Source organism: Arthrobacter livingstonensis (assembly GCF_003219815.1).
Classification (GTDB): domain Bacteria; phylum Actinomycetota; class Actinomycetes; order Actinomycetales; family Micrococcaceae; genus Specibacter; species Specibacter livingstonensis.
On the sequence record NZ_QJVD01000022.1, the window covers coordinates 1 to 19916 of the forward strand.

Annotated in this window: 17 protein-coding genes; 5 read left to right on the top strand and 12 right to left on the bottom strand. The window is 67.5% G+C overall.

All coding sequences use genetic code 11. The features are described from left to right. Nucleotides 1-234: 234 nt before the first annotated feature. Complete coding sequence (locus tag CVV68_RS17240) at nucleotides 235-873, bottom strand: SRPBCC domain-containing protein (protein ID WP_110502240.1); 639 nt, start codon at nucleotides 871-873, stop codon at nucleotides 235-237. A 67-nt stretch (nucleotides 874-940) separates the two neighbouring features. Here CVV68_RS17240 and CVV68_RS17245 point away from each other — a divergent pair, with 67 nt between their 5' ends. The 3 genes from CVV68_RS17245 to CVV68_RS17250 all read left to right on the top strand — a co-directional run bounded on the left by CVV68_RS17245 (nucleotide 941) and on the right by CVV68_RS17250 (nucleotide 5439). Then, on the top strand, nucleotides 941-1816 hold the full coding sequence (locus CVV68_RS17245) for a DNA-3-methyladenine glycosylase family protein (protein ID WP_110502241.1): 876 nt from the start codon (nucleotides 941-943) through the stop codon (nucleotides 1814-1816). Nucleotides 1817-1957: 141 nt separating this feature from the next. Then, a complete protein-coding gene (locus CVV68_RS24660) occupies nucleotides 1958-2083 on the top strand; it encodes a hypothetical protein (RefSeq protein ID WP_281268299.1) in 126 nt (41 codons plus the stop codon). Further along, nucleotides 2080-5439: an ATP-binding protein gene (locus CVV68_RS17250; RefSeq protein WP_110502242.1), complete on the top strand. Its 3360-nt coding sequence runs from the start codon at nucleotides 2080-2082 to the stop codon at nucleotides 5437-5439. The genes CVV68_RS24660 and CVV68_RS17250 overlap by 4 nt, the downstream gene beginning before the upstream one ends. Here CVV68_RS17250 and CVV68_RS17255 read toward each other — a convergent pair. The 11 genes from CVV68_RS17255 to argC all read right to left on the bottom strand — a co-directional run bounded on the left by CVV68_RS17255 (nucleotide 5436) and on the right by argC (nucleotide 17682). Further along, the gene (locus CVV68_RS17255) at nucleotides 5436-6254 is read right to left on the bottom strand and encodes an ABC transporter permease (RefSeq protein ID WP_110502243.1); all 819 of its coding nucleotides are present in this window, start codon (nucleotides 6252-6254) and stop codon (nucleotides 5436-5438) included. The genes CVV68_RS17250 and CVV68_RS17255 overlap by 4 nt on opposite strands. Then, nucleotides 6251-7267 (bottom strand): ATP-binding cassette domain-containing protein, encoded by a 1017-nt coding sequence (locus tag CVV68_RS17260; protein WP_110502244.1) that lies wholly within the window; start codon nucleotides 7265-7267, stop codon nucleotides 6251-6253. Before CVV68_RS17260 ends, CVV68_RS17255 begins: the two co-directional genes overlap by 4 nt. 121 nt (nucleotides 7268-7388) lie before the next feature. Next, the gene (locus CVV68_RS17265) at nucleotides 7389-8120 is read right to left on the bottom strand and encodes a maleylpyruvate isomerase family mycothiol-dependent enzyme (protein WP_110502245.1); all 732 of its coding nucleotides are present in this window, start codon (nucleotides 8118-8120) and stop codon (nucleotides 7389-7391) included. A gap of 409 nt (nucleotides 8121-8529) precedes the next feature. Further along, the gene (argH, locus tag CVV68_RS17270; RefSeq protein ID WP_245933620.1) at nucleotides 8530-9993 is read right to left on the bottom strand and encodes an argininosuccinate lyase; all 1464 of its coding nucleotides are present in this window, start codon (nucleotides 9991-9993) and stop codon (nucleotides 8530-8532) included. An 11-nt stretch (nucleotides 9994-10004) separates the two neighbouring features. Beyond that, on the bottom strand, nucleotides 10005-11210 hold the full coding sequence (locus tag CVV68_RS17275) for an argininosuccinate synthase (RefSeq protein WP_110502247.1): 1206 nt from the start codon (nucleotides 11208-11210) through the stop codon (nucleotides 10005-10007). 95 nt (nucleotides 11211-11305) lie between these two features. Then, nucleotides 11306-11842: an arginine repressor gene (locus CVV68_RS17280; protein ID WP_110502248.1), complete on the bottom strand. Its 537-nt coding sequence runs from the start codon at nucleotides 11840-11842 to the stop codon at nucleotides 11306-11308. Between the two features lie 2 nt (nucleotides 11843-11844). Next, nucleotides 11845-12831 (bottom strand): ornithine carbamoyltransferase, encoded by a 987-nt coding sequence (gene argF, locus CVV68_RS17285; protein ID WP_110502249.1) that lies wholly within the window; start codon nucleotides 12829-12831, stop codon nucleotides 11845-11847. Further along, entirely contained in the window at nucleotides 12831-14216 is a 1386-nt protein-coding gene (locus CVV68_RS17290) for an acetylornithine transaminase (protein ID WP_110502250.1), read from the bottom strand. Before CVV68_RS17290 ends, argF begins: the two co-directional genes overlap by 1 nt. Beyond that, a complete protein-coding gene (argB, locus tag CVV68_RS17295; RefSeq protein ID WP_110502251.1) occupies nucleotides 14213-15112 on the bottom strand; it encodes an acetylglutamate kinase in 900 nt (299 codons plus the stop codon). The genes CVV68_RS17290 and argB overlap by 4 nt, the downstream gene beginning before the upstream one ends. A 351-nt stretch (nucleotides 15113-15463) precedes the next feature. Then, complete coding sequence (gene argJ / locus CVV68_RS17300) at nucleotides 15464-16633, bottom strand: bifunctional glutamate N-acetyltransferase/amino-acid acetyltransferase ArgJ (protein WP_110502252.1); 1170 nt, start codon at nucleotides 16631-16633, stop codon at nucleotides 15464-15466. Then, nucleotides 16630-17682, bottom strand: coding sequence for an N-acetyl-gamma-glutamyl-phosphate reductase (argC, locus tag CVV68_RS17305; protein WP_110502253.1), 1053 nt, complete (start codon nucleotides 17680-17682; stop codon nucleotides 16630-16632). The genes argJ and argC overlap by 4 nt, the downstream gene beginning before the upstream one ends. A gap of 159 nt (nucleotides 17683-17841) precedes the next feature. Here argC and CVV68_RS17310 point away from each other — a divergent pair, with 159 nt between their 5' ends. Next, the gene (locus CVV68_RS17310) at nucleotides 17842-18816 is read left to right on the top strand and encodes a quinone oxidoreductase family protein (RefSeq protein ID WP_110502303.1); all 975 of its coding nucleotides are present in this window, start codon (nucleotides 17842-17844) and stop codon (nucleotides 18814-18816) included. 69 nt (nucleotides 18817-18885) lie between these two features. Then, a complete protein-coding gene (locus CVV68_RS17315) occupies nucleotides 18886-19503 on the top strand; it encodes an MBL fold metallo-hydrolase (protein ID WP_170133235.1) in 618 nt (205 codons plus the stop codon). Nucleotides 19504-19916 lie beyond the last annotated feature (413 nt).

Sequence of the window (19916 nt, forward strand, 5' to 3'; positions counted from 1 at the left end):
GTCCGCCTCCTCAACGGCATCGCCCTCTACACACCCACCAACAGCACCGACCCCACCCGCCACGACCTCCGCAACCCCTACCACCACGGCCTCATCCTCCCCGAATGAGCCAAGGAATTAGCCGACCGGGACTCCTCAAGCGAAGTTCTCAACACAGGACCGCGACCGAGGGGTTCCCCGTCAAAGGAACCAGGCCGGGGCTGGGAACCGACAGCGGGCCCGGACACCAAGGCGTCAGGAGGGGCCGGAGTCGTCCGTACCCATGTAAAAGGAGGTGGTGCGCTGGGCGGCCTCGCGTGCTGCCGCGGGGTTGGTCCCGCTGGCAATGGCGGCGTTGGCCCAGGCCTCGCTGCTGGCCGCAATGAACGAATTCATGGTCTCCGGCGGCGGCTGGTGGGACGGACCTGTGGGAATGCCGCGCAGGTGCTGGTAGAGCCCCAGCAGCGTCAGGTCCCAGCCCACACCTACCGCTCCCGGCCCGTAGGTGACCATCATGTCCGGATCCACCGCGGCTGTGTGCGTCAGCTCCACCAGCGCATGGTCGATGTTGGTGGGTGTCACCGTGAATTCAACCTCGGATTCGGGGCCGGCCCCCATCACCCAGGAAACCCGGAAGCTGCGCCCGGCGTTGCAGTCGAGTACTTCGCCGGAGGCGTTGCCTTCGAGGGCATAGTGCCCGCCGACGCTGAGGTCACCGCTTATGGGCAGGAACCACTCTTGGAGGCGTTCGGGCTCGGTGCACGCAGCCCAGACCTCGTGGGCCGGTGAGGAGAGCTCCTGATGAAGAACCACCGCAGTGGCGTCCTGATGCTCGAGCTGGGTCGTCTTAACGAGTCGAGTGATGCCGGGAAGGATGTCCATGATGTCAGCCATGCAGCCAGACTAGGCGAGGCTGGCTGCTCGGGCAACAAGCGCCCCGGCTGCGTGGCAGGATGATTCCATGGCAGTTGCTTTGGAATTCCATCCCCCGTTTGAGCCCGGCATCTTCGACTTTTTGGCAGCGCGCGCAGTTGTTGGCGTCGAGGAGGCAACATCCTCCAGTTATGCGAGGACGCTGCATCTCCCCGGCGGCCATGGCTGGTTCGCGCTTGCTTGGGACGGAAACAGGTTGCTGCTGGACCATGCGGTTGAGGACCCCGCAGACGTCCCTGCGTTGGTGTCGCGCGTGCGGCACCTGTTCAACCTGGACCACGACCCCACAGCTGCGGACGCGGCCCTTTCCGCAGATCCACTGCTTTCAGCACGGGTTGCGGCACTGCCCGGCATGCGGCTGCCCGGTTGCGTGGACCCGGCCGAGATCCTGGTCCGTGCCATGGTTGGACAGCAAATCACGGTGGCAGCAGCCACGACGGCACTGCGGCAGCTAGTTGCCCTAAGCACTTCCAGCCGTCTGCCGCACGGCTCCATGACCCACTTCTTTCCCTCACCGAAACAGATCGCAGCCGGCGGCCGCAGCATTTTGCGCGGCCCACAGCGGCGGATCGACGCCATCGTCGAGGTGGCCGGGAGGCTGGCAGACGGTTCCCTGCACATTGATGCCTTGGACACCCCTGTTTCCCTGGCGGAAAAGCTGCTGCCGCTTCCCGGCATCGGGCCGTGGACCGTGGGCTACGTCAGCATGCGGGTGCTCGGCAGCAGCGACGTCTTCCTGCCCACGGACGCCGCCGTGCGCAACGGGTACGGGCTGCTGCGCGGCGACTCGCTGGCCACGGCTCGGAGCATCAAGGCGCCCGAACTGGCGCGGATGGCCCAGCCGCTGCGGCCCTGGCGTTCCTATGCCACCCTGCACTTTTGGCGGGCCGCAGGGGAAAAATAGCACGACGGCGCCACCGGCTTGCCAACGCGCCCAGCCCGAGCAGGACCTCCCGGGCCCATGCGCGGTGCCAACCGGTGCGCTCAACAGTGAGCTGCCTGGCGCAGTCGGCACACCAGTGGGCCTGTTCGGGTTCCTTGCCGCATGCCACTGGGTGAAGTCCCCGCTGCAGCCGAGGTGCCAGGCGGCGCCGTGGTGGTCCCGGACGTGGCCATGATCAGCCAGGGCGACCGCATCCGGGCCAGGATGCGGGTAGCATCGGTGAAGTGACTTCAGCGCCTGCAGCCGGGATTGGTTTGCGTCTTTTTGGCGACGTGAGCGTGGACGGCAAGTCCCTGCCTGGCCGCCGCGCCAAGGCGCTGCTGCTTGCGCTGGCCATGGCGAAGGGACGCGCGGTTGCCCCGGCAAGCCTCATCGACGAGGTATGGGGGCTGGACGCGCCCGCCAATGCCGCCACCGCCCTGCACACCATGGTTTCGCGCATTCGGTCAGGACATTCCCGCGAGCTCATCACTTCCTCTTCGGCCGGCTACGCCTTGGGCATGCCCACCCGCACGATTGACTACTGGGCCGCCCGGAATCTCCTCGACGACGCCCGAGCCTCCCTCGCCCACGCCCCTGGGACGTCGCTGGAGCTGCTGGGGAACGCTGCCGCACTGACTGACGGCGAGCCCGCTGCCGGGACCGCCGCCTCGCCGGCCCTGGACGACTTCACCGTCCGGGCGGGACAGTTGCGCGGAAGCATGGACAAGACCCTGGCCGAGGCGCTGCTGGCCACCGGCCGACCCGCCGACGCCGCCGCGCTCCTGCAGCCGCTCCTGGCCGCCGGACCGATGGACGAACCCCTGCACGGCCTATACTTCCGCGCGCTGTCCGCCAGCGGCCAGGCAAATACCGCCCTGGCCGGCTATGACCAGCTGAGCCGGAGGCTGCGGCGCGAACTTGGCACCGGTCCCTCGCCTGTGCTGCAGCAGCTCCATGCCGGGCTTCTGCGGGAGACGGACGACGCCGGGACGCCCCCTTCGTCCGATATCGCACCTGCCGCCGTGCCCCGGGAAGCTGGGGCCGGCCGGGGCGCCCACAGCTTCGGCATTCGTTCGGCCCCCAATGAGCTGGTGGGCCGCACCGGTGACCTTGCCGCAGTGGGAACCCTCTTGCGCAGCAGCAGGCTCACCACCATCCTTGGCACCGGCGGCCTGGGCAAGACCCGGATGGCCCTGGAATTGGCAAACCGGGCGGCCGGAGAAGGCAAGTCGGTGATCGTGCTGGAGCTGGCAGGCATCCGGACATCTGACGACATTTGGCTGGCCCTGGCCGAAGGCGCCGGCATCCGCGAGGCCCGCAGCAGCCGCACACTGCAGGATGGCCGCCTCGGCCAGGACTTGCGCAGCCGCACACTGGCCAGGCTTTCCGCCGGGCAGGTCCTGCTGGTCGTGGACAACTGCGAACACCTCGTGGGCCAGGTCGCGGCCGTCATCGCGGAGATCCTCGCAGCCTGCCCGGACGCTTCTGTGCTGGCGACCAGCAGGGCACCACTGAGCATCGCCGGTGAATCCGTCTACCAGTTGCAGCCGCTGGCCACCGGCGGCCCCTCGGACACGGCCGTCCCTGCCGCCGTGGAACTTTTCACGAGACGTGCCATGGCCGCCCGGGGCAGCGTGCGGCTCGACCCCGCCGTGGTCCGCAACCTGTGCGAGCATCTGGACGGACTGCCCCTGGCCATCGAGCTGGCTGCCGCACGGGTTCGGATGATGAGCGTTGAGGACATTGCCCGGCGCCTCACGGCCGGCATGGACCAGTTGGTCAACACGGACAGGTCCGCGCCGGCGCGGCACCGGTCCCTGACCGCCGTCATCAATTGGAGCTGGGAGCTGCTCACCGATACGGAGCACACGGTGATGCGCCGGCTGTCATGTTTTCCCAGCGGGTTCTCCCTTGGCGCCGCCTGCGCCACGGCAGCCTGCCTGCCCGATCCGGGCTTGGCCGAGAACTCCCCGACCAACGGCGCCGCACTGACTCTGGCGTCGGAGGACGTGGAGGCGGCGGTGGAAGCACTTGTCAACCAGTCCCTGGTGCTCTCGGAGGAGGACCCGTCAACCGGCACTGTGCGCTTCCGCATGCTGGAGACGGTGCGGGAATATGCGGCGGCCCAATTAGCTGCGATGCAGGAAACTGCCGCCGTGGAAGCTGCCCTGACCGGGTGGGCAGTGGAATTTTCCCTTCAGGCACTCTCGGACAGCGCAGGTTCCGCGCAGCTGGCAACCCTCCGCCGCACCACGGCCGAACAGGAAAATCTGCTCCATGCGCTCAGGTCCGCCATGGCCGCAGGCGGACCTGGCAGTGCAGACCGGGTGTATGCCATTTTCGGGCTCCTGGCCAGCTACTGGTCCCAGCGCGGCATGCATTCCGAGGTGTACGAATTTGCGGGAACCATCCTGGCGGCAACGAAGGACTACATCCCCTCCGCCAGGACGGCGGACGCCGCCGTTTTCTCATTGTCAACACTGGCCCTGACCACCATGGTGTTCAACCTTCGCCAGGGGGCTGCCGTCCGGTCACGGCTGCGCAGGATTGTGGCCGCCGCGCTGCCTCTGGCACCACGCAACAACGCCATGGCACAAGTGATCCTGGCCATCGGCAACGACGCCCGGGTCGTGGGCCTGCTGGCCGAACTTCGCATGGATCCGCGGGACGATGTCGCTGCGTTGGCCCTGCTCATGAGCGGCGTCTGGGCGGAAAACATGGCCGAGCCCGAGCAGGCCGTCAGGTACGCCGAAAAGTCCTTCCGGCTCTCCGAAAAGTTGCAGGACACTTGGTCGGCGGGGTCGGCCGCGGACAATGCGGCCGAGCTGTACAGCCAGGGCGCCCAGCCCGGGCCGGCGGTGAAATGGGCGCGGCTGGCGGCCGAGCGGATGGCTTTGGTGGGTGCCTGGCCCGACGTTGCCAGTGCCACCCTGACCCTGGCCCTGAATCTTGCGGCCCTGGGCGATCCGGATGCCGCGGAGGCCGCCCTCCACCGCCTGCATGCGATGGATCCCGGGGAATCCCGTACTGAATTGGCGGCCATGGAAACGGTGGCAGCGGCGGAAATCCAGCTTGCCCGGGGTCACGACGCGGAAGGGCTTCGGCTGTATCGCTCCGTTCAGTCGCAGCGCCGGGCGGAACGCTCCAACGGGCCGATGGGCCAGATTCTTCAGGCCGCCAGAATTTGCGCCGAGGTCCTGTACAATTCCGGCGTTGCCGACACTGATGCCACAGTTGGCGACGTTGGCCGGCTGCGGCGTTCCGTGATTGCCAGCCGGCGCCGCTCTCCGCGGTTCATGGACATGCCCGTCCTGGGCACGCTCAGCCTGGCCGTGGGTGCCTGGCACGCAAGGCTCGCGGCCCCGGGAACCCGGCGTGCCGGCGTCGGACTTGAACTGATGGTGCTTGCCGGCATTCTCAAGGGGCGCCAGGATGAGACCGTCCTGGTCAGGAAACGCCACAACGCCGCCGCCCGTGACAGGCACGGGGCGGCGGCGTTGACGGAAGTCGAGGCTGCGGTGGCGGCGAATGTCCGTGACCCGGCCCGCGCCGTCGAGCGCGTGCTGGAACTGCTCTCGGATCCTTCGCTGCGGGAATCCTAGGCCTTGCGCATGTAGGCGCGTACGGTCAGCGGGGCAAAGGTGGCAACGACCACCACTCCGCCAAGCACTGCCCAGACGGCCGCCATGCCCAGCTGTCCGTTGTTGGCCAGGTCGCGCACGGCCGTCACCAGGTGGGAGACCGGGTTGACGTTCGCGAATGCCCGCAGCCAGGACGGCAGGCTGTCGGCCGGCACAAACGCGTTGGAGAGAAATGTCAGCGGGAACAGCACGATCATGCTGATTCCCTGCACACTGGAGGCGCTGCGGGCGATGACTCCGAAAAACGCCCAGATCCAACTCAGCGACCAGGCACACAACATGACGATCAGCCCGGCCAGCACCACCGCGCCAAATCCTCCGGCGGGATGGTAACCCATGACCCAGCCGGTGGCGAACGTCAGCGTGGTGGCAATGGCGTAGCGCAACGTGTCCGTCAGCAGCGCACCGGCCAGGGGCGCGATCCGGGCGATCGGCAGCGATTTGAAACGGTCAAACACGCCCTTGTCCATGTCCTCGCGCAGCTGCACGCCGGTGACCATGGAGGTGGTGATGACTGTTTGGACCAGGATGCCGGGGATCATCAGGGGCAGGTATTGCTGGACGTTCCCGGCGATGGCCCCGCCAAAGATGTAGGCGAACATCACTGTAAACAGGATCGGCTGGACCGTAACGTCGATCAGCTGTTCCGGGGTTCGGCGGATCTTGATGAGGCCGCGCCAGGCCATGGTGAGGGTGTTGGACAGGAGCTGGCGGGCTCCCACGTGGTTGCGGAGGGCCCCGGTGTCCTGCAGGAGGGCTGGGGTAATGGCGGTCATCGTGCGTTCTCCAATTCTGGGGTGGCCCTCCGGGCCTTTTCTGTTTCGGCGGGTGTGCCGGTGCCATGGCCGGTCAGTGTCAGGAACACCTCATCCAGGGTCGGCTGCTGGACGGAGATTTCCGCCACGGCGATGTTGTCGCGGCGCAGGGCAAGCAACAGGTCCGTGACCAGGTCGGCGTGCTGCATTGGTGCCGTGAGCTGGCCGGTCCCCTCGGAGACCACGGAGTCGACGCCGAGCGTGGAGCGGATCAGCTCACGGGCTGACGGGATGTCCGAGGACTCGGACAGCCGCAGCTGCAGGGCCGCGGTGCCCACGGAGGACTTCAGCTCACCGCTGGTGCCCTCGGCCACCACCCTGCCCTTGTCGATGACGGCGACGCGGTCGGCGAGCTGGTCGGCCTCGTCCAGGTATTGGGTGGTCAGCAGGACGGTGGAGCCCCCGGCAACTAGGCGCCGGATGGTGTCCCACATCTGGCCCCGGGTCCGTGGGTCCAGGCCGGTGGTGGGCTCGTCGAGGAAGATCAACGGGGGCTGGGCAATGAGGCTGGCGGCCAGGTCCAGGCGGCGGCGCATGCCGCCAGAAAAGCTCTTCAGCGGCTTCCGGGCGGCTTCGGTCAGGCCAAATTCTTCCAGGAGCTCCGCGGCCTTGCGCTTGGGCGCCGATCCGCGCAGGCCCAGCAGCTTGGAGAACAGCACCAGGTTTTCGGTGCCGCTGAGGTTCTCGTCAACTGACGCGTACTGCCCGGTGACGCCGATGAGCTGGCGCACAATCTGGGACTCGGTGCCGACGTCGAAGCCGAAGATTTTGGCACTGCCGGCGTCCGGCTTAAGTAGCGTGGCCAGCATGGAGATGGTGGTGGTCTTGCCGGCACCGTTGGGGCCGAGGACCCCGTAGACGGTGCCTGTCCTGACGGTGAGGTCGACGCCGTCGACGGCACGGTTGCTGCCGAAGAGCTTGACCAGGCCGCGGGCCTCGATGGCCAGCTCGGTGGGGCGGGTGGTGGATACCATGGTCGGCTCCTTCCTTTCAAAAGGTGTTCCGTACTTCTGGTATCCAGTTTTGGCCGCTCCGCTTACCGCGGGCTTACGTGGGCCTTACAACCGGGGAAGCGCCGGTCCGTCGCCGGGGCGGTTACTTCTTCAGCGCGGACGGCCAGGGAAGCAGTTCGGGCAGGTCAACGGAGTCCGCGGCGGCCTCGGCACGCAGGCTGCCCAAGGTCGGTGTGCGCCCGGCCAGCCAGGCGGCGATGTCGGTGAGCATGCCCTGCACGGAGACCGTGTCCTCCCCGTACCCCACGGTCATGGGGGCAAGAGCCAGGGGCAGCAGCACCAGTCGCGAATCCTCCGGCACCCTGGCCGCCAGGAAGTCGATCAGGTACAGGCAGAACTCCTTGGACCAGGTCTCCGGGCCGCGGCCAACATCAAGGTCCGCGAGGTGGATGACCAGCTCGCGCCACAGGGCCAGCGCGCCGTCGTACACCGTGCCGTCGCGGTAGCTGATGCGCAGCTTCCACTGTTCCGCGTCCAGCGCCGCCAGGGCGGAGAGCACACGGGAAAGCGCGGCGTCGAGCTTGGCCTGGTGCTCCGCGGCAGGTTTTCCCGCCGCCATTTCGATGGCCTGGGTGCGCCCACCCACGCCGCCGTCGTAAAATTCAATGGATTCCCCGCGCAAAGCGTATTCCACCTGCCGCGCCACGGCGTCGGCGACGTTGGCCACGTGGGCCAGCACATGCCCCCGCGTCCAGCCCGGCAGTTCGGTGGCTGCGCGGACATCGTCGTCGCTCAATTGTGCCGCTTTGCCGGCTAGTGCATCCGCTGCCGCACCCAGGCGGTCCGTCAGCTGTGCTGTTGAAATCTCAGTCATTGCCCAAGCATAGCGGCCGAGGGTCCCGCTGCGAGCTTGCGAGCCGCGGGAGGCGGCTCTGCGATAGCGGCCGAGGGTCCCGCTGCGAGCTTGCGAGCCGCGGGAGGCGGCTCTGCGATAGCGGCCGAGGGTCCCGCTGCGAGCTTGCGAGCCGCGGGAGGCGGCTCTGCGATAGCGGCCGAGGGTCCCGCTGCGAGCTTGCGAGCCGCGGGAGGCGGCTCTGCGATAGCGGCCGAGGGTCCCGCTGCGAGCTTGCGAGCCGCGGGAGGCGGCTCTGCGATAGCGGCCGAGGGTCCCGCTGCGAGCTTGCGAGCCGCGGGAGGCGGCTCTGCGATAGCGGCCCGGGCACGAAAAATGCCCACATCCAGTGTTTGAATGCGGGCATTCCCCGGTCCACGTTCGACGCCGGTCAGGCCAGGAAGCCGCGCGCCTCGCCCAGCTGCCCCTCCAGGGCGGCGAGCTGTTCCAACACGGCGGAAGGCGCGGTGCCGCCCTGGGCGCTGCGGCTGTTCAGCGATCCCTCCGTGCTCAGCACGGAACGGACCTCAGGGGTGAGGTGGGCGGAGATCCCCGCGTATTCCTCGTCCGTGAGGTCCCACAGCTCCACGCCGCGGGCCTCGGCCACCTTGACCGCTGCCCCGGAGAGCTCGTGGGCGTCGCGGAACGGCACGCCCTGGCGGACCAGCCATTCGGCAATGTCCGTGGCCAAGGCAAAGCCCTGCGGAGCCAGCGACTCCATGCGTTCGGTGTTGAACACCAGCGTGGCGATCATGCCCGAAACGGCCGGGAGCAGCAGTTCCAGGGTGTCGGCTGCGTCAAAGACGGGTTCCTTGTCCTCCTGCAGGTCCCGGTTGTAGGCCAGGGGCAGGCCCTTGAGCGTGGCCAGCAGCCCGGTGAGGTCGCCAATGAGCCGGCCCGCCTTGCCACGGGCCAGTTCTGCCACGTCGGGGTTCTTCTTTTGCGGCATGATGGAAGATCCCGTGGAGTAGGAATCATGCAGTTTCACAAAAGAGAACTCCTTGGTGGCCCACAGGATGACTTCCTCGGAGATCCGGGACAGGTCCACGCCGATCATGGCGCACACCCAGGAGAACTCGGCAAAGACGTCGCGTGAGGCCGTGCCGTCGATCGAGTTCCACGTGGCCGAGTCGAAGCCCAGATCGGCGGCAACGGCGTTGGGGTCCAGGCCCAGCGAGGACCCGGCCAGGGCACCGGAACCATAGGGTGAGACCGCCGCGCGCTTGTCCCAGTCCACCAGGCGCTGCACATCCCGCAGCAGCGCCCAGGCGTGGGCCAGCAGGTGGTGACTGAGCAGCACAGGCTGGGCATGCTGGAGATGGGTGCGCCCGGGCATGGCCACGCCGTGGTGGGCCTTCGCCTGCTCCACCAACGCGTCAATCACTGACAAGACGCCAGCTGCCACAATTCGGGCGTGGTCCCGCAGGTACAGGCGCCCCAACGTGGCAATCTGGTCGTTGCGGGAACGCCCGGCCCGGAGTTTTCCGCCCAAGATTGTGCCCGCGCGCGTAAGTAGTCCGCGCTCTAGGGAGCCGTGCACGTCCTCATCGTAAACTGCGGGCCGGTAGGCGCCGGACTTCACATCGGCTTCAAGCTCCGCAAGGGCCGCAAGCATGTCTGCCAGTTCGACGTCGTCCAGCAATCCCGCGGTCCGCAAGACCCGGGCATGGGCCTTGGACCCGGCGATGTCATACAGCGCCAGCCGCCAGTCGAAGTGCGTTGACTTGCTCAGTGCCGCCAGCGCGTCGGCGGGGCCGCCCTGAAAACGGCCGCCCCACAGTGCGCCCTCGTTCGTCCCCGAACGTCCCCCTACCTCGCTTCGCTCGGCCGGGGACCCCTGCGCCCGTGGGCCCATGTGGCTCATGGTCATTTCCCTGCCGCGCGCTGGTCGCGGGTGGAGGCCACCTTGGAGGACATGCCCCACAGTTCAATGAAGCCCTTGGCCTGCGATTGGTCGAAGGTGTCACCGGTGTCGTAGGTGGCCAGGTCGAAGTCGTACAGCGAGGTGTCGGAGCGGCGGCCGTTCACGATGGCCGCGCCGCCGTGGAGGGTCATGCGGATGTCACCGGAGACGTACTTCTGGGTGTCCTCGATGAACGCGTCCAGGGAGCGCTTGAGCGGGGAGAACCACTGGCCGTCATAGACCAGTTCGCTCCACCGCTGGCCAACAGTGGCCTTGAAGCGGGCCTGCTCTCGCTCAATCGTGATGTCCTCGAGGTGCTTGTGCGCGGTGATCAGCGCCATGGCGCCGGGGGCCTCGTAGATTTCGCGGCTCTTGATGCCCACCAGTCGGTCTTCGACGACGTCGATCCTGCCCACGCCCTGTGCGCCGGCGCGGCGGTTCAATTCCTGAATGGCCTGCAGCGGGGAGACGGCGATGCCGTCGATCGCGACGGGGACGCCCTGCTTGAAGGTCACAACAACTTCATCCGGCGCCGGCGGGAATTCCGGGGTGGCCGTGTAGTCGTAGATGTCCTTGGTGGGGGCGTTCCAGATGTCCTCCAGGTAGCCGGTTTCCACGGCGCGGCCCCAGACGTTCTGGTCAATGGAGTACGGGTTCTTCTTGGTGGTTTCTATGGGCAGGCCCTTGGCCTCGGCGAAGGCAATGGCCTTGTCGCGGGTGAGGGCCAGGTCGCGGACGGGGGCAATGCACTTCAGGTCCGGGCCCAAGGTCTGGATCCCAACTTCAAAGCGGACCTGGTCGTTGCCCTTGCCGGTGCAGCCGTGGGCCACGGTGGTGGCACCAAATTCGCGGGCAGCCTTGACCAGGTGCTTGACGATGACCGGGCGGGAGATGGCGGACACCAGCGGGTAGTGGCCCTGGTAGAGGGCGTTGGCCTTCAGCGTGGGCATGGCGTAGTCGTTGGCGAATTCGTCGCGGGCGTCGGCCACGTAGGCTTCGACGGCGCCGCAGGCCAGCGCGCGCTGGCGGATGTCCTCCAGCGACTCCCCTCCCTGTCCGACGTCAACGGCCACGGCGATGACCTCTGCACCGGTGGCTTCACCGATCCAGCCAATGGCAACGGATGTGTCGAGGCCACCGGAGTAGGCCAATACAATGCGGTCAGTCACGTTCTTTATCTCCTCGTGTGGGTGGAATCCGATCGGCCCTGCGGCGTCAACGGCGTTGGTTCTCTTGCTTCTAGGTTAGGTGGTTTGGGGGCAGTTCATCCCGCGGCGCCCGATTCGGCCGCGAACTGCAGGAAGCGTTCGGCGACCTCTGCCCCGCCCAAGGGATCGCGGGTGATGATCATGACGGTGTCGTCCCCGGCAATGGTGCCCAGGATGCTCGGCATGACCGAGTGGTCAATGGCCAGGGCCAGGAAGTTGGCGGCCCCGGGAGGGGTCCGCAGCACGGCGATGTTGGCGGAGGCCTCGGCCGTGACAAGCAGTTCCCCGCACAGCCGGACCAGGCGCGTGTCCAGCAGTTCCTGGGAGGAGTGCCGGTGCACTTCCCGTTCCCCTCCCTCGCGCGGCACGGCGTAGAACAGGCCGCCGTCCTCGCCGCGCACCCTGAAGGCCCGCAGTTCCACCAGGTCCCGGGACAGCGTCGCCTGCCCCACCACCAGTCCGTCGTCAGCCAGCAGCGTGGCCAGCTCCGCCTGGGAGCGGACGGCACGGCTGGTCAGCAGAGCAGTCACGCGGGCCTGGCGGGCCGTCTTGGTGGCGGGCATTGCCGTCCCGGAAGCCAGTGTCCTGGACATGGTCAGGCGCCGGCCGCTTCGGCAGCCGCCTGAAGTGCCAGTGCGTCCTCCGCCGCGGACTGTTCCACCAGCCACACCATGAGTGCCTTCTGGGCGTGCAGGCGGTTTTCCGCCTCGTCCCACACCACGGACTGCGGCCCGTCAATAACGGAGGCCGCGATCTCGTAGCCGCGGTACGCGGGCAGGCAGTGGAGGACGATGGCGCCGGCATCCGCCTTGGCGAGGGCGGCGTCGTCGAGCGCGTAGTCCTTGAAAAGCTGCAGGCGCGCCTCCTTCTCTTCCTCCTGGCCCATGGACACCCAGGTGTCGGTGACCAGGACGTCGGCGCCGGAGACAGCTTCGTCCACGTTGGTCGTGACCAGCACGGACCCGCCGGTGAGTACGGCGCGTTCCTCGGCGGCCACAACCACGGAGGCTGCCGGGAGGTAGCCCTCGGGGCCGGTGATGCGCACGTGCATGCCCGCGGTGACGCCGGCCAGCAGGTAGGAGTTGGCCATGTTGTTGGCGGCATCCCCCATGTACGTCATGGTCAGCCCGGCCAGCCTGCCCTTGTGCTCGGCGATGGTAAGCAGGTCGGCCAGCAGCTGGCAGGGGTGGTAGTCGTCGGATAGCGCGTTGATGACCGGCACCTTGGAGTTCGCGGCCATTTGCTCCAGGCCGTCCTGGCCATAGGTCCGCCACACGATGGTGGAAACCATGCGCTCCAGCACCTTGGCCGTGTCCGCCACGGACTCCTTGTGGCCGATTTGGGCCTCCCCGGGATTGATGATCAGCGGGTTTCCACCCAAGGCGGCAACGCCGGCTGCGAAAGAAACCCGCGTCCGCGTGGACGTCTTGTCAAAGATCACGGCCACGGTCTGCGAGCCCGAACCATCGCCGGCAAACGTGCTCTTGGAATACGGCGCCTTCTTTAGCTCGGCCGCCAGGGCCAGAACCTCGGCCTGCTCTGCGGGGCTGAGGTCGGTGTCGACAAGGAAATGCCGGGTCATCAGGATGCTCCTTCGGTTGCTTGGGCCGCAACGGCCGTCCGGATCAAGGCCGGCAACGCCGCCAGGAATGAGGTGGCCTGCTCCACCGTCAGGTTCAGTGGCGGGGCCAGGCGGATGGTGTTGGGCCGCGGGGCGTTGACGATGAAGCCGGCGTCCAGGGCCGCGTTCACCACACCGGCGGCCACGGGCTCGGCCAGATCAAAGCCGATCAGCAGCCCGTGCGCGCGGATGTCGGTGACGGCGTCGATCTTGGCCAGCCCGGACGCAAAGACACGGCTGACGGCATTCACATTGTCGAGGACGCCCTGGGCCTCAAGCACGTGCAGCGTGGCCAGTGCCGCTGCTGTGGCCACCGGGTTTCCGCCAAATGTGGTGCCGTGCTGGCCGGCGGACAGCAGCGACGACGGCCCCCCGCCAAAGGTGATGAGGGCACCGATGGGAAATCCCCCGCCCAGACCCTTGGCCAGGGTCATGGCGTCAGGCACGATGCCTGCGTCGATACCGGCAAACCAGTGGCCGGTTCGGCCCACACCGGTCTGAACCTCATCGACAATCAGCAGGGATCCGGCCTTGGTGGTGAGCTCGCGGGCGGCCTGCAGGAATTCCGCCGAAAGCGGACGGACGCCGGCCTCGCCCTGAATGGGCTCAATCACCAGCGCCGCAACAGTGTCATCCAGCGCATCCCGCAGGGCGTCAATGTCGTTGAATGGAATGTGCCGGACGCCGCCTGGCATGGGTTCAAACGGTTCACGGTAGGCCTGCTTGGCGGTCAGCGCCAGCGCACCCATGGTGCGCCCGTGGAACGCACCCTCAAGGGCCAGGATGGTAGTGCGCGCGCGGCCGCCGGCAGCCGGGTGGGCTTTCCCGTGGGCGCGGGCCAGCTTGAACGCGGCCTCGTTGGCCTCCGTGCCGGAATTGGCGAAGAACACCTTGGATCCGGCCGGCGCGGCGCTCAGTTCCAGCAGCTTTTCGGCCAGCGCAATCTGCGTGGGGCTGGTGAAGAAGTTGGATACGTGGCCCAGGGTGGCCAGCTGGCTGGCGATGACGGAGGTGACAAAAGGGTGTGCATGGCCCAGCGCGTTCACGGCGATGCCGCCGAGGAGGTCCAGGTACTCCTTGCCGTCCGCGTCCCACACCACGGCGCCGGCACCGCGCACCAGGACACGCTGGGGGCTGCCAAAAACGCCCATGAGCGAATTGCTGTAACGGGCCAGCCACTGTTCGCTGGTGCCCGTGCCGGCCACGGCTGCTGCTGTGGCGGGGACCGTTGCGGCCTGGTCCGTGCCGGCCGTTTCGGAGCCGGCCGCTTCGGAGCCGGCCTTTTCGGAGATTGCCGCTTCGGGGCTTACATTTTCGGGGCCCGTCCCCGCGTTTCCACTGCTCATGATGCGTCCTCTTCGTCGGGAAAGATTTGGGTGCCGTTGCCGGCGGTGGTCATCAGTTCCAACAGGACTGAGTGTGCGCTGCGCCCGTCGACCACTGCGGCACGGGCCACCCCGCCGTCGACAGCGTTTAGGCAGGCGCCCATCTTGGGGATCATGCCCGATTCCAGTGAGGGCAGCATGGCGCGCAGTTCGCCGGCGCCCAGGGAGGAGAGCAGCGACGACTTGTCCGGCCAGTTGGCGTAGAGTCCCTCAACGTCGGTCAGGATGACCAGGCGGGATGCCCCAAGCGCGACGGCCAGGGCTGCGGCCGCGGTGTCCGCGTTGACGTTCAGCACGGTGGAGGCGTCCCCCACCTCGGGGGCCACCGTGGAGATGACGGGAATGCGCCCGGCCTCCAGCAGGTCAACGATGGCTCCGGGATTGACGCCAACCACCTCGCCAACCAGGCCCAGGTCCACGGGCAGCCCATCCACGACCGTGCCGGTCCGCTCGGCCTGCAGCAGGGCGCCGTCCTCGCCGGACAGCCCCACCGCATAGGCTCCGTGCGAATTGATCAGGCCCACCAGCTGGCGGCCCACCTGGCCGGTGAGCACCATGCGCACCACGTCCATGGCCTCCGGCGTGGTGACGCGCAGCCCGCCCTTGAACTCGCTCTTGATGTCCAGGCGCTTGAGCATCGAGTTAATCTGCGGCCCACCGCCGTGGACCACCACCGGCTTGATGCCCACGTGGTGCATGAACACGATGTCCTCGGCAAACGCACGCCGAAGGTCGTCGTTGATCATGGCATTGCCGCCGTACTTCACCACCACCACCGTCCCGGCAAATTGCTGGATCCACGGCAGCGCCTCGATCAGCGTCCCGGCCTTGTCCTGCGCGGTTTCCACCGAAGTCATCATGTTTTCCTAACTAGTGCAAATACGTTCGTGGTGTCGCCTCCCGGCGGAAAGCCTCCCGGCTGCGGACCGGGATTCCCTCGGCCGCTCTCCGGCCAATCGGCCGCGGGATTCCCTCGGCCTCCCTGACGCGGCCTACGGAAACCCCGGCTCCTCCGCCGTCCGGCTCACCGCCGGAAGCGTTTCCCACTCTCGGATGCCGTGGTGTCGGGCGAACGGCGTAGGCGGGGGAGCCGGCATTTTTGTAGCCCGGCGTAAAGGAGACCCGCAGGCCGCCCGCGGCCGAGGAGTCGGATAGCCGGGCGGAAAATGGCGGGCCCCCGCCGGGGTCTCGACGGGCTCGACCACCGGCTACGACGAGTAGGCGCTGTTTTCTTCGACGTACACATGCGTGAGGTCGTTCGTCCAGATGGTCGCGGTCGCGTCGCCGGCGCGCAGGTCGATTTCAACCGTGACTTCGCGGGCTGTGAGGTTCACGAGGTCTCGGGAGTCGCCGATCCCGCCCTTGCGGCAGATCTGGACGCCGTTGATGCTGACGTTGATCTCATTCGGGTCAAACACCGCGTCCGTGGTGCCGACAGCGGAGAGCACGCGGCCCCAGTTGGGGTCGTTGCCGAAGATCGCGCACTTGAAAAGGTTGGAACGGGCCACGGAGCGGGAGACGATCTCGGCGTCGCGTTCACTGTCCGCGTTGACGGTGGTGACGGCGATGTCGTGGTTGGCGCCTTCGGCGTCCGCTATCAGGGCCCGGGCCAGGGTGGCACAAACCTCGGTGAGGCCGGCCGTGAACTCGTCCATGTCGGGGATCGCGGTGGAGGCACCGGAGGCCATGAGCAGTACGGTGTCGTTGGTGGACATGCAGCCGTCGGAGTCGGCCCGGTTGAAGGTGACCTTGACGGCGTCCCGCAGGGCTGCGTCCAGGCCTTCGGCCTCCGCCTCGGCGTCCGTGGTGATGACCACCAGCATGGTGGCCAGACCGGGGGCCAGCATGCCGGCGCCCTTGGCCATGCCGCCGATCGTGTAGCTGTTGCCGTTGGCGTCGGTGGCCGACGTCCAGGACGCTTCCTTGGCGACGGTGTCGGTGGTCATGATCGCGGCGGCCGCGGCAGCTCCGCCGTCGGACGCCAGGGCTGCGGCGGCGGCCTCCACACCAGGGAGGATCTTGTCCATGGGCAGCTGTTCGCCGATGAGGCCGGTGGAGCAGACGGCCACGTCCGTCGCGGAAATGCCCAGGACGTCCGCCACCTTCTCGGCGGTGGTGTGCGTGTTTTGGAAGCCTTCGGGCCCGGTGCAGGCGTTGGCCCCGCCGGAATTAAGCACGACGGCGTCCACCCGGCCATCGCTGAGGACCTGGCGCGACCAGTGGACCGGTGCGGCGGCCACGCGGTTGGAGGTGAAGACGGCGGCGGCGCTGCGTTGCGGGCCATCGTTGACCACCAGTGCGAAGTCGGGGGTGCCGGACTTCTTCAGCCCGGCGGTGACGCCGGTGGCCCGGAAGCCCTGTGCAGATGTCACGCTCATGGTGCTACTCCTTGGAGGGTAAGGCCGGTGGTTTCCGCCAGGCCGAGGGCAATGTTCATTGACTGTACTGCTCCGCCGGCGGTCCCCTTGGTGAGGTTGTCGATGGCGCAGCAGGCGATCACGCGGTTGACGTTCGGGTCGTAGGCGATCTGCAGGGCGGCGTAGTTGGAGCCCTGGACTGATTTGGTGGACGGCCACCGGCCCTCCGGGAGGACCCGGACAAAGGGCTCGTCGGCGTAGGCGTCCACCCAGGCCTGGCGCAGCGTGGCGGCCAGGTCCATTCCCTCGGCAGCGGCAAAGCCCGGGGAGACCTTGGCCGTGGCCGTGGTGAGGATGCCGCGGCTCATGGGTGCCAGCGTGGGGGTGAAGGATACCCGCACGTCCAGGCCGGAAGCGTTGGAGAGGCCCTGCTGGATTTCCGGGGTGTGGCGGTGCCCGCCGCCAACGCCGTAGGGGCTCATCGAACCCATGACCTCGGCACCGATCAAGTTGATTTTGGCGGCCTTGCCCGCGCCGGAGGTGCCGGAGGCGGCAACGATGACGACGTCGTCGGGCAAAAGTGCGCCCGCGCTGAAACCCGGCAGCAGCGCAAGCAGCGAGCTGGTCGGGTAGCAGCCGGGAACGGCGATCCGCTTGGCACCGTGCAGCTTCTCCCGGGCCCCGGGCAGTTCGGGCAGGCCGTAGGGCCAGGTGCCGGCATGGGGTGAGCCGTAGAACTTTTCCCACTCGGCGGAATCCTGCAGGCGGTGGTCTGCCCCGGCGTCGATCACCAGCGTCTCGGCGGGGAGCTGGGCGGCGACGGCCGCGGACTTGCCGTGCGGCAGGGCCAGGAACACGACGTCGTGCCCAGCCAGGTTCTCCACGGTGGTATCGACCAGGATACGGTCGGCCAGCGCGTGCAGGTGGGGCTGCAGCTCGCCCAGGCGGGCGCCGGCGTTGCTATGGGCTGTGATGGCGCCAATGGTCACATCCGGGTGGCTGGCGAGAAGGCGCAGCACCTCTCCCCCGGCGTATCCACTGGCACCGGAAACGGCTACAGAAATTGTCATGGAACGACTATACAGCAAAATTATTCATCAATGCCGATATTTATGCACAGATGACGCGGGCGCCCGATCCTTGGGTCCTATGATGGAGGAAGGGCTCCACCGTTGCTGGGGGTGCGCCCGTGCCAGCGCAGTTGAAATTGAAAAGAAGTGGAGAACACCATGGCCCCCAAATGCCGCGCCATCGTAGCCGACGCCCCCGGAGGACCCCAGGTCTTGGAGATCCGGGACGTCGCCGTCCCCGAGGCGGGACCGGGAGAACTGCTGATCCACGTCGCCGCCGTCGGCGTGAACTTCATTGAAACCTACCAGCGCGACGGCACCTACAACGTCCCCTTCCCGTTCACACCCGGCGCCGAGGCCGCAGGCACCGTGGTGGCGGTTGGCCCCGGCGTCGAGGAATTTGCCGTGGGCGACCACGTTGCCACGGCCGAGGGCCGCGGCTGCTACGCGGAGTACGCCATATTCCCGGCCGATAAGGCGCTGCCCGTCCCGTCCTCGGTGCCGCTGGACGTTGCCGCGGCGTTGCCGCTTCAGGGCATGACGGCCCACTACCTGATGAACTCGACCTACCATGTGGAGCCCGGCCAGACGGTGCTGCTGCACGCCGGCGCCGGTGGCGTGGGCCTTCTGCTGACCCAGATGCTCAAGGAACGCGAGGCCAGGGTCATCACCACCGTGTCCACTGATGAAAAGGAGGAGCTCTCCCGCGTGGCCGGCGCCGACGAGGTGCTGCGCTACGACGGGTTCGCCGAGGCAGTGCGTGAGCTCACCGACGGCGATGGGGTGGATGTGGTGTACGACGGCGTCGGGAAGGACACGTTCGAAGGTTCCCTGGCGTCGCTGCGCATCCGGGGCACGCTGGTGCTCTTTGGCGGGGCCTCCGGTCAGGTTCCCCCGTTTGATTTGCAGCGCCTGAACTCCGCCGGGTCCCTGTTTGTCACCCGCCCCACGCTGGTCCACTACCTGCGCAACCCGCAGGAGCGCCGCTGGCGCTCGGCCGAGGTCTTCAACGCAGCGGCCGCCGGAAAGCTGACCGCACGCATCGGCGCCCGCTTCCCGCTGGCCGAGGCCGGGGCTGCGCACACGGCACTTCAGGCCCGCAAGACCACCGGCAAGGTCATTCTCGAGCCATAGGGCCGCGGTGGTCGAGCCCGACGAGACCCGCGGCCGAGCGTGTCAGACCCGAGCATGAAGGAAAACCACATGCGAAAACTGCCAAACGGTGCGTTTCAACTGAGCAGGTCCCGTGGCGCGAATGGGTACGTGCTCCCGCTGCAGGCCGGATATGCCGTCATCGATCCCGGCATGAAATCCGGGGCTCAGGCGGTCCTTGCGGAACTGGCGCACGCCGGAATGGCGGGTTCGATCAGCCACATTGTGTTGACGCACGGCGACACCGACCATGCGGGGGCGGCACTGACCCTGGCCAGGGAGACGGGCGCGCGGCTGTGGATCGGGCGTGCCGAGGCGGACATCCTGGCCGGTCGCACGGCACCAGGCACTGTTTTTCGCCGGCTGCTCAACTCCGTGGGCCGGCCACGCCTGCCGGACAAAGTGGAGTTCCTCGGTGAATCCGGAACCCTCCCCGGGGAAGTCACGGCCATCGCCACACCGGGGCACACACCCGGACATTTCGCCTTCGCCTGGCAGGACTCAGTGTTCTCCGGCGACGCGGTGATGGTGCGCGCCGACGGCTCGCTCAAGCAGTTTCCACGGCTGCTGATTACGAACAAAGCCCAAGCCCTGGCATCAACCCAAGTGCTGGAGGCCCTCGACGTCCAGTGGATCTGTCCGGGCCACGGCAAGGTCACCGCGAGGTAGGTCTTACCACGCTCAGCCACCTGGGTTCGGGCCTGTCCCATTCCAGTGGCCGAGCTTGCGGCCGTGCCGTTGCACACTCTAGGAGCGGACGTCTTCTGAGGTACTTCGTCAACGTGGAGTCCGGATCGACGAAGACCGCACCGTCCTCGGCCGCGGTCCAAGGCGCAGATGCCTTGATTCTTGTCTCCATGGTTCGGGATTGGAAATCGGGCAGCGGCTCGGGCGGGTGCCCCTGCCCTGCCAGTCGGACCATGTTGGGTACTCTGTCACTTTGCACCGCATGAACCATAGACTCCGTTGTAGCGGGTCCGCCGTGGATTTCCTGGCCGTTGCAGTCGAAAAAAGGTGCCGCGGCTCACCGAAACCATTTGCGTATGCCCCAGGGGCCTGCCGGAATGTGAGGGGCGAGTTCG

Bases quoted from the DNA above. Each gene is read 5' to 3' on its own strand.
- CVV68_RS17240 (WP_110502240.1), bottom strand. From the start codon at position 873: ATGGCTGACATCATGGACATCCTTCCCGGCATCACTCGACTCGTTAAG.
- CVV68_RS17245 (WP_110502241.1), top strand. From the start codon at position 941: ATGGCAGTTGCTTTGGAATTCCATCCCCCGTTTGAGCCCGGCATCTTC.
- CVV68_RS24660 (WP_281268299.1), top strand. From the start codon at position 1,958: ATGCCACTGGGTGAAGTCCCCGCTGCAGCCGAGGTGCCAGGCGGCGCC.
- CVV68_RS17255 (WP_110502243.1), bottom strand. From the start codon at position 6,254: ATGACCGCCATTACCCCAGCCCTCCTGCAGGACACCGGGGCCCTCCGC.
- CVV68_RS17260 (WP_110502244.1), bottom strand. From the start codon at position 7,267: ATGGTATCCACCACCCGCCCCACCGAGCTGGCCATCGAGGCCCGCGGC.
- CVV68_RS17265 (WP_110502245.1), bottom strand. From the start codon at position 8,120: ATGACTGAGATTTCAACAGCACAGCTGACGGACCGCCTGGGTGCGGCA.
- argH (WP_245933620.1), bottom strand. From the start codon at position 9,993: ATGGGCCCACGGGCGCAGGGGTCCCCGGCCGAGCGAAGCGAGGTAGGG.
- CVV68_RS17280 (WP_110502248.1), bottom strand. From the start codon at position 11,842: ATGTCCAGGACACTGGCTTCCGGGACGGCAATGCCCGCCACCAAGACG.
- argF (WP_110502249.1), bottom strand. From the start codon at position 12,831: ATGACCCGGCATTTCCTTGTCGACACCGACCTCAGCCCCGCAGAGCAG.
- CVV68_RS17290 (WP_110502250.1), bottom strand. From the start codon at position 14,216: ATGAGCAGTGGAAACGCGGGGACGGGCCCCGAAAATGTAAGCCCCGAA.
- argB (WP_110502251.1), bottom strand. From the start codon at position 15,112: ATGACTTCGGTGGAAACCGCGCAGGACAAGGCCGGGACGCTGATCGAG.
- argJ (WP_110502252.1), bottom strand. From the start codon at position 16,633: ATGAGCGTGACATCTGCACAGGGCTTCCGGGCCACCGGCGTCACCGCC.
- argC (WP_110502253.1), bottom strand. From the start codon at position 17,682: ATGACAATTTCTGTAGCCGTTTCCGGTGCCAGTGGATACGCCGGGGGA.
- CVV68_RS17310 (WP_110502303.1), top strand. From the start codon at position 17,842: ATGGCCCCCAAATGCCGCGCCATCGTAGCCGACGCCCCCGGAGGACCC.
- CVV68_RS17315 (WP_170133235.1), top strand. From the start codon at position 18,886: ATGCGAAAACTGCCAAACGGTGCGTTTCAACTGAGCAGGTCCCGTGGC.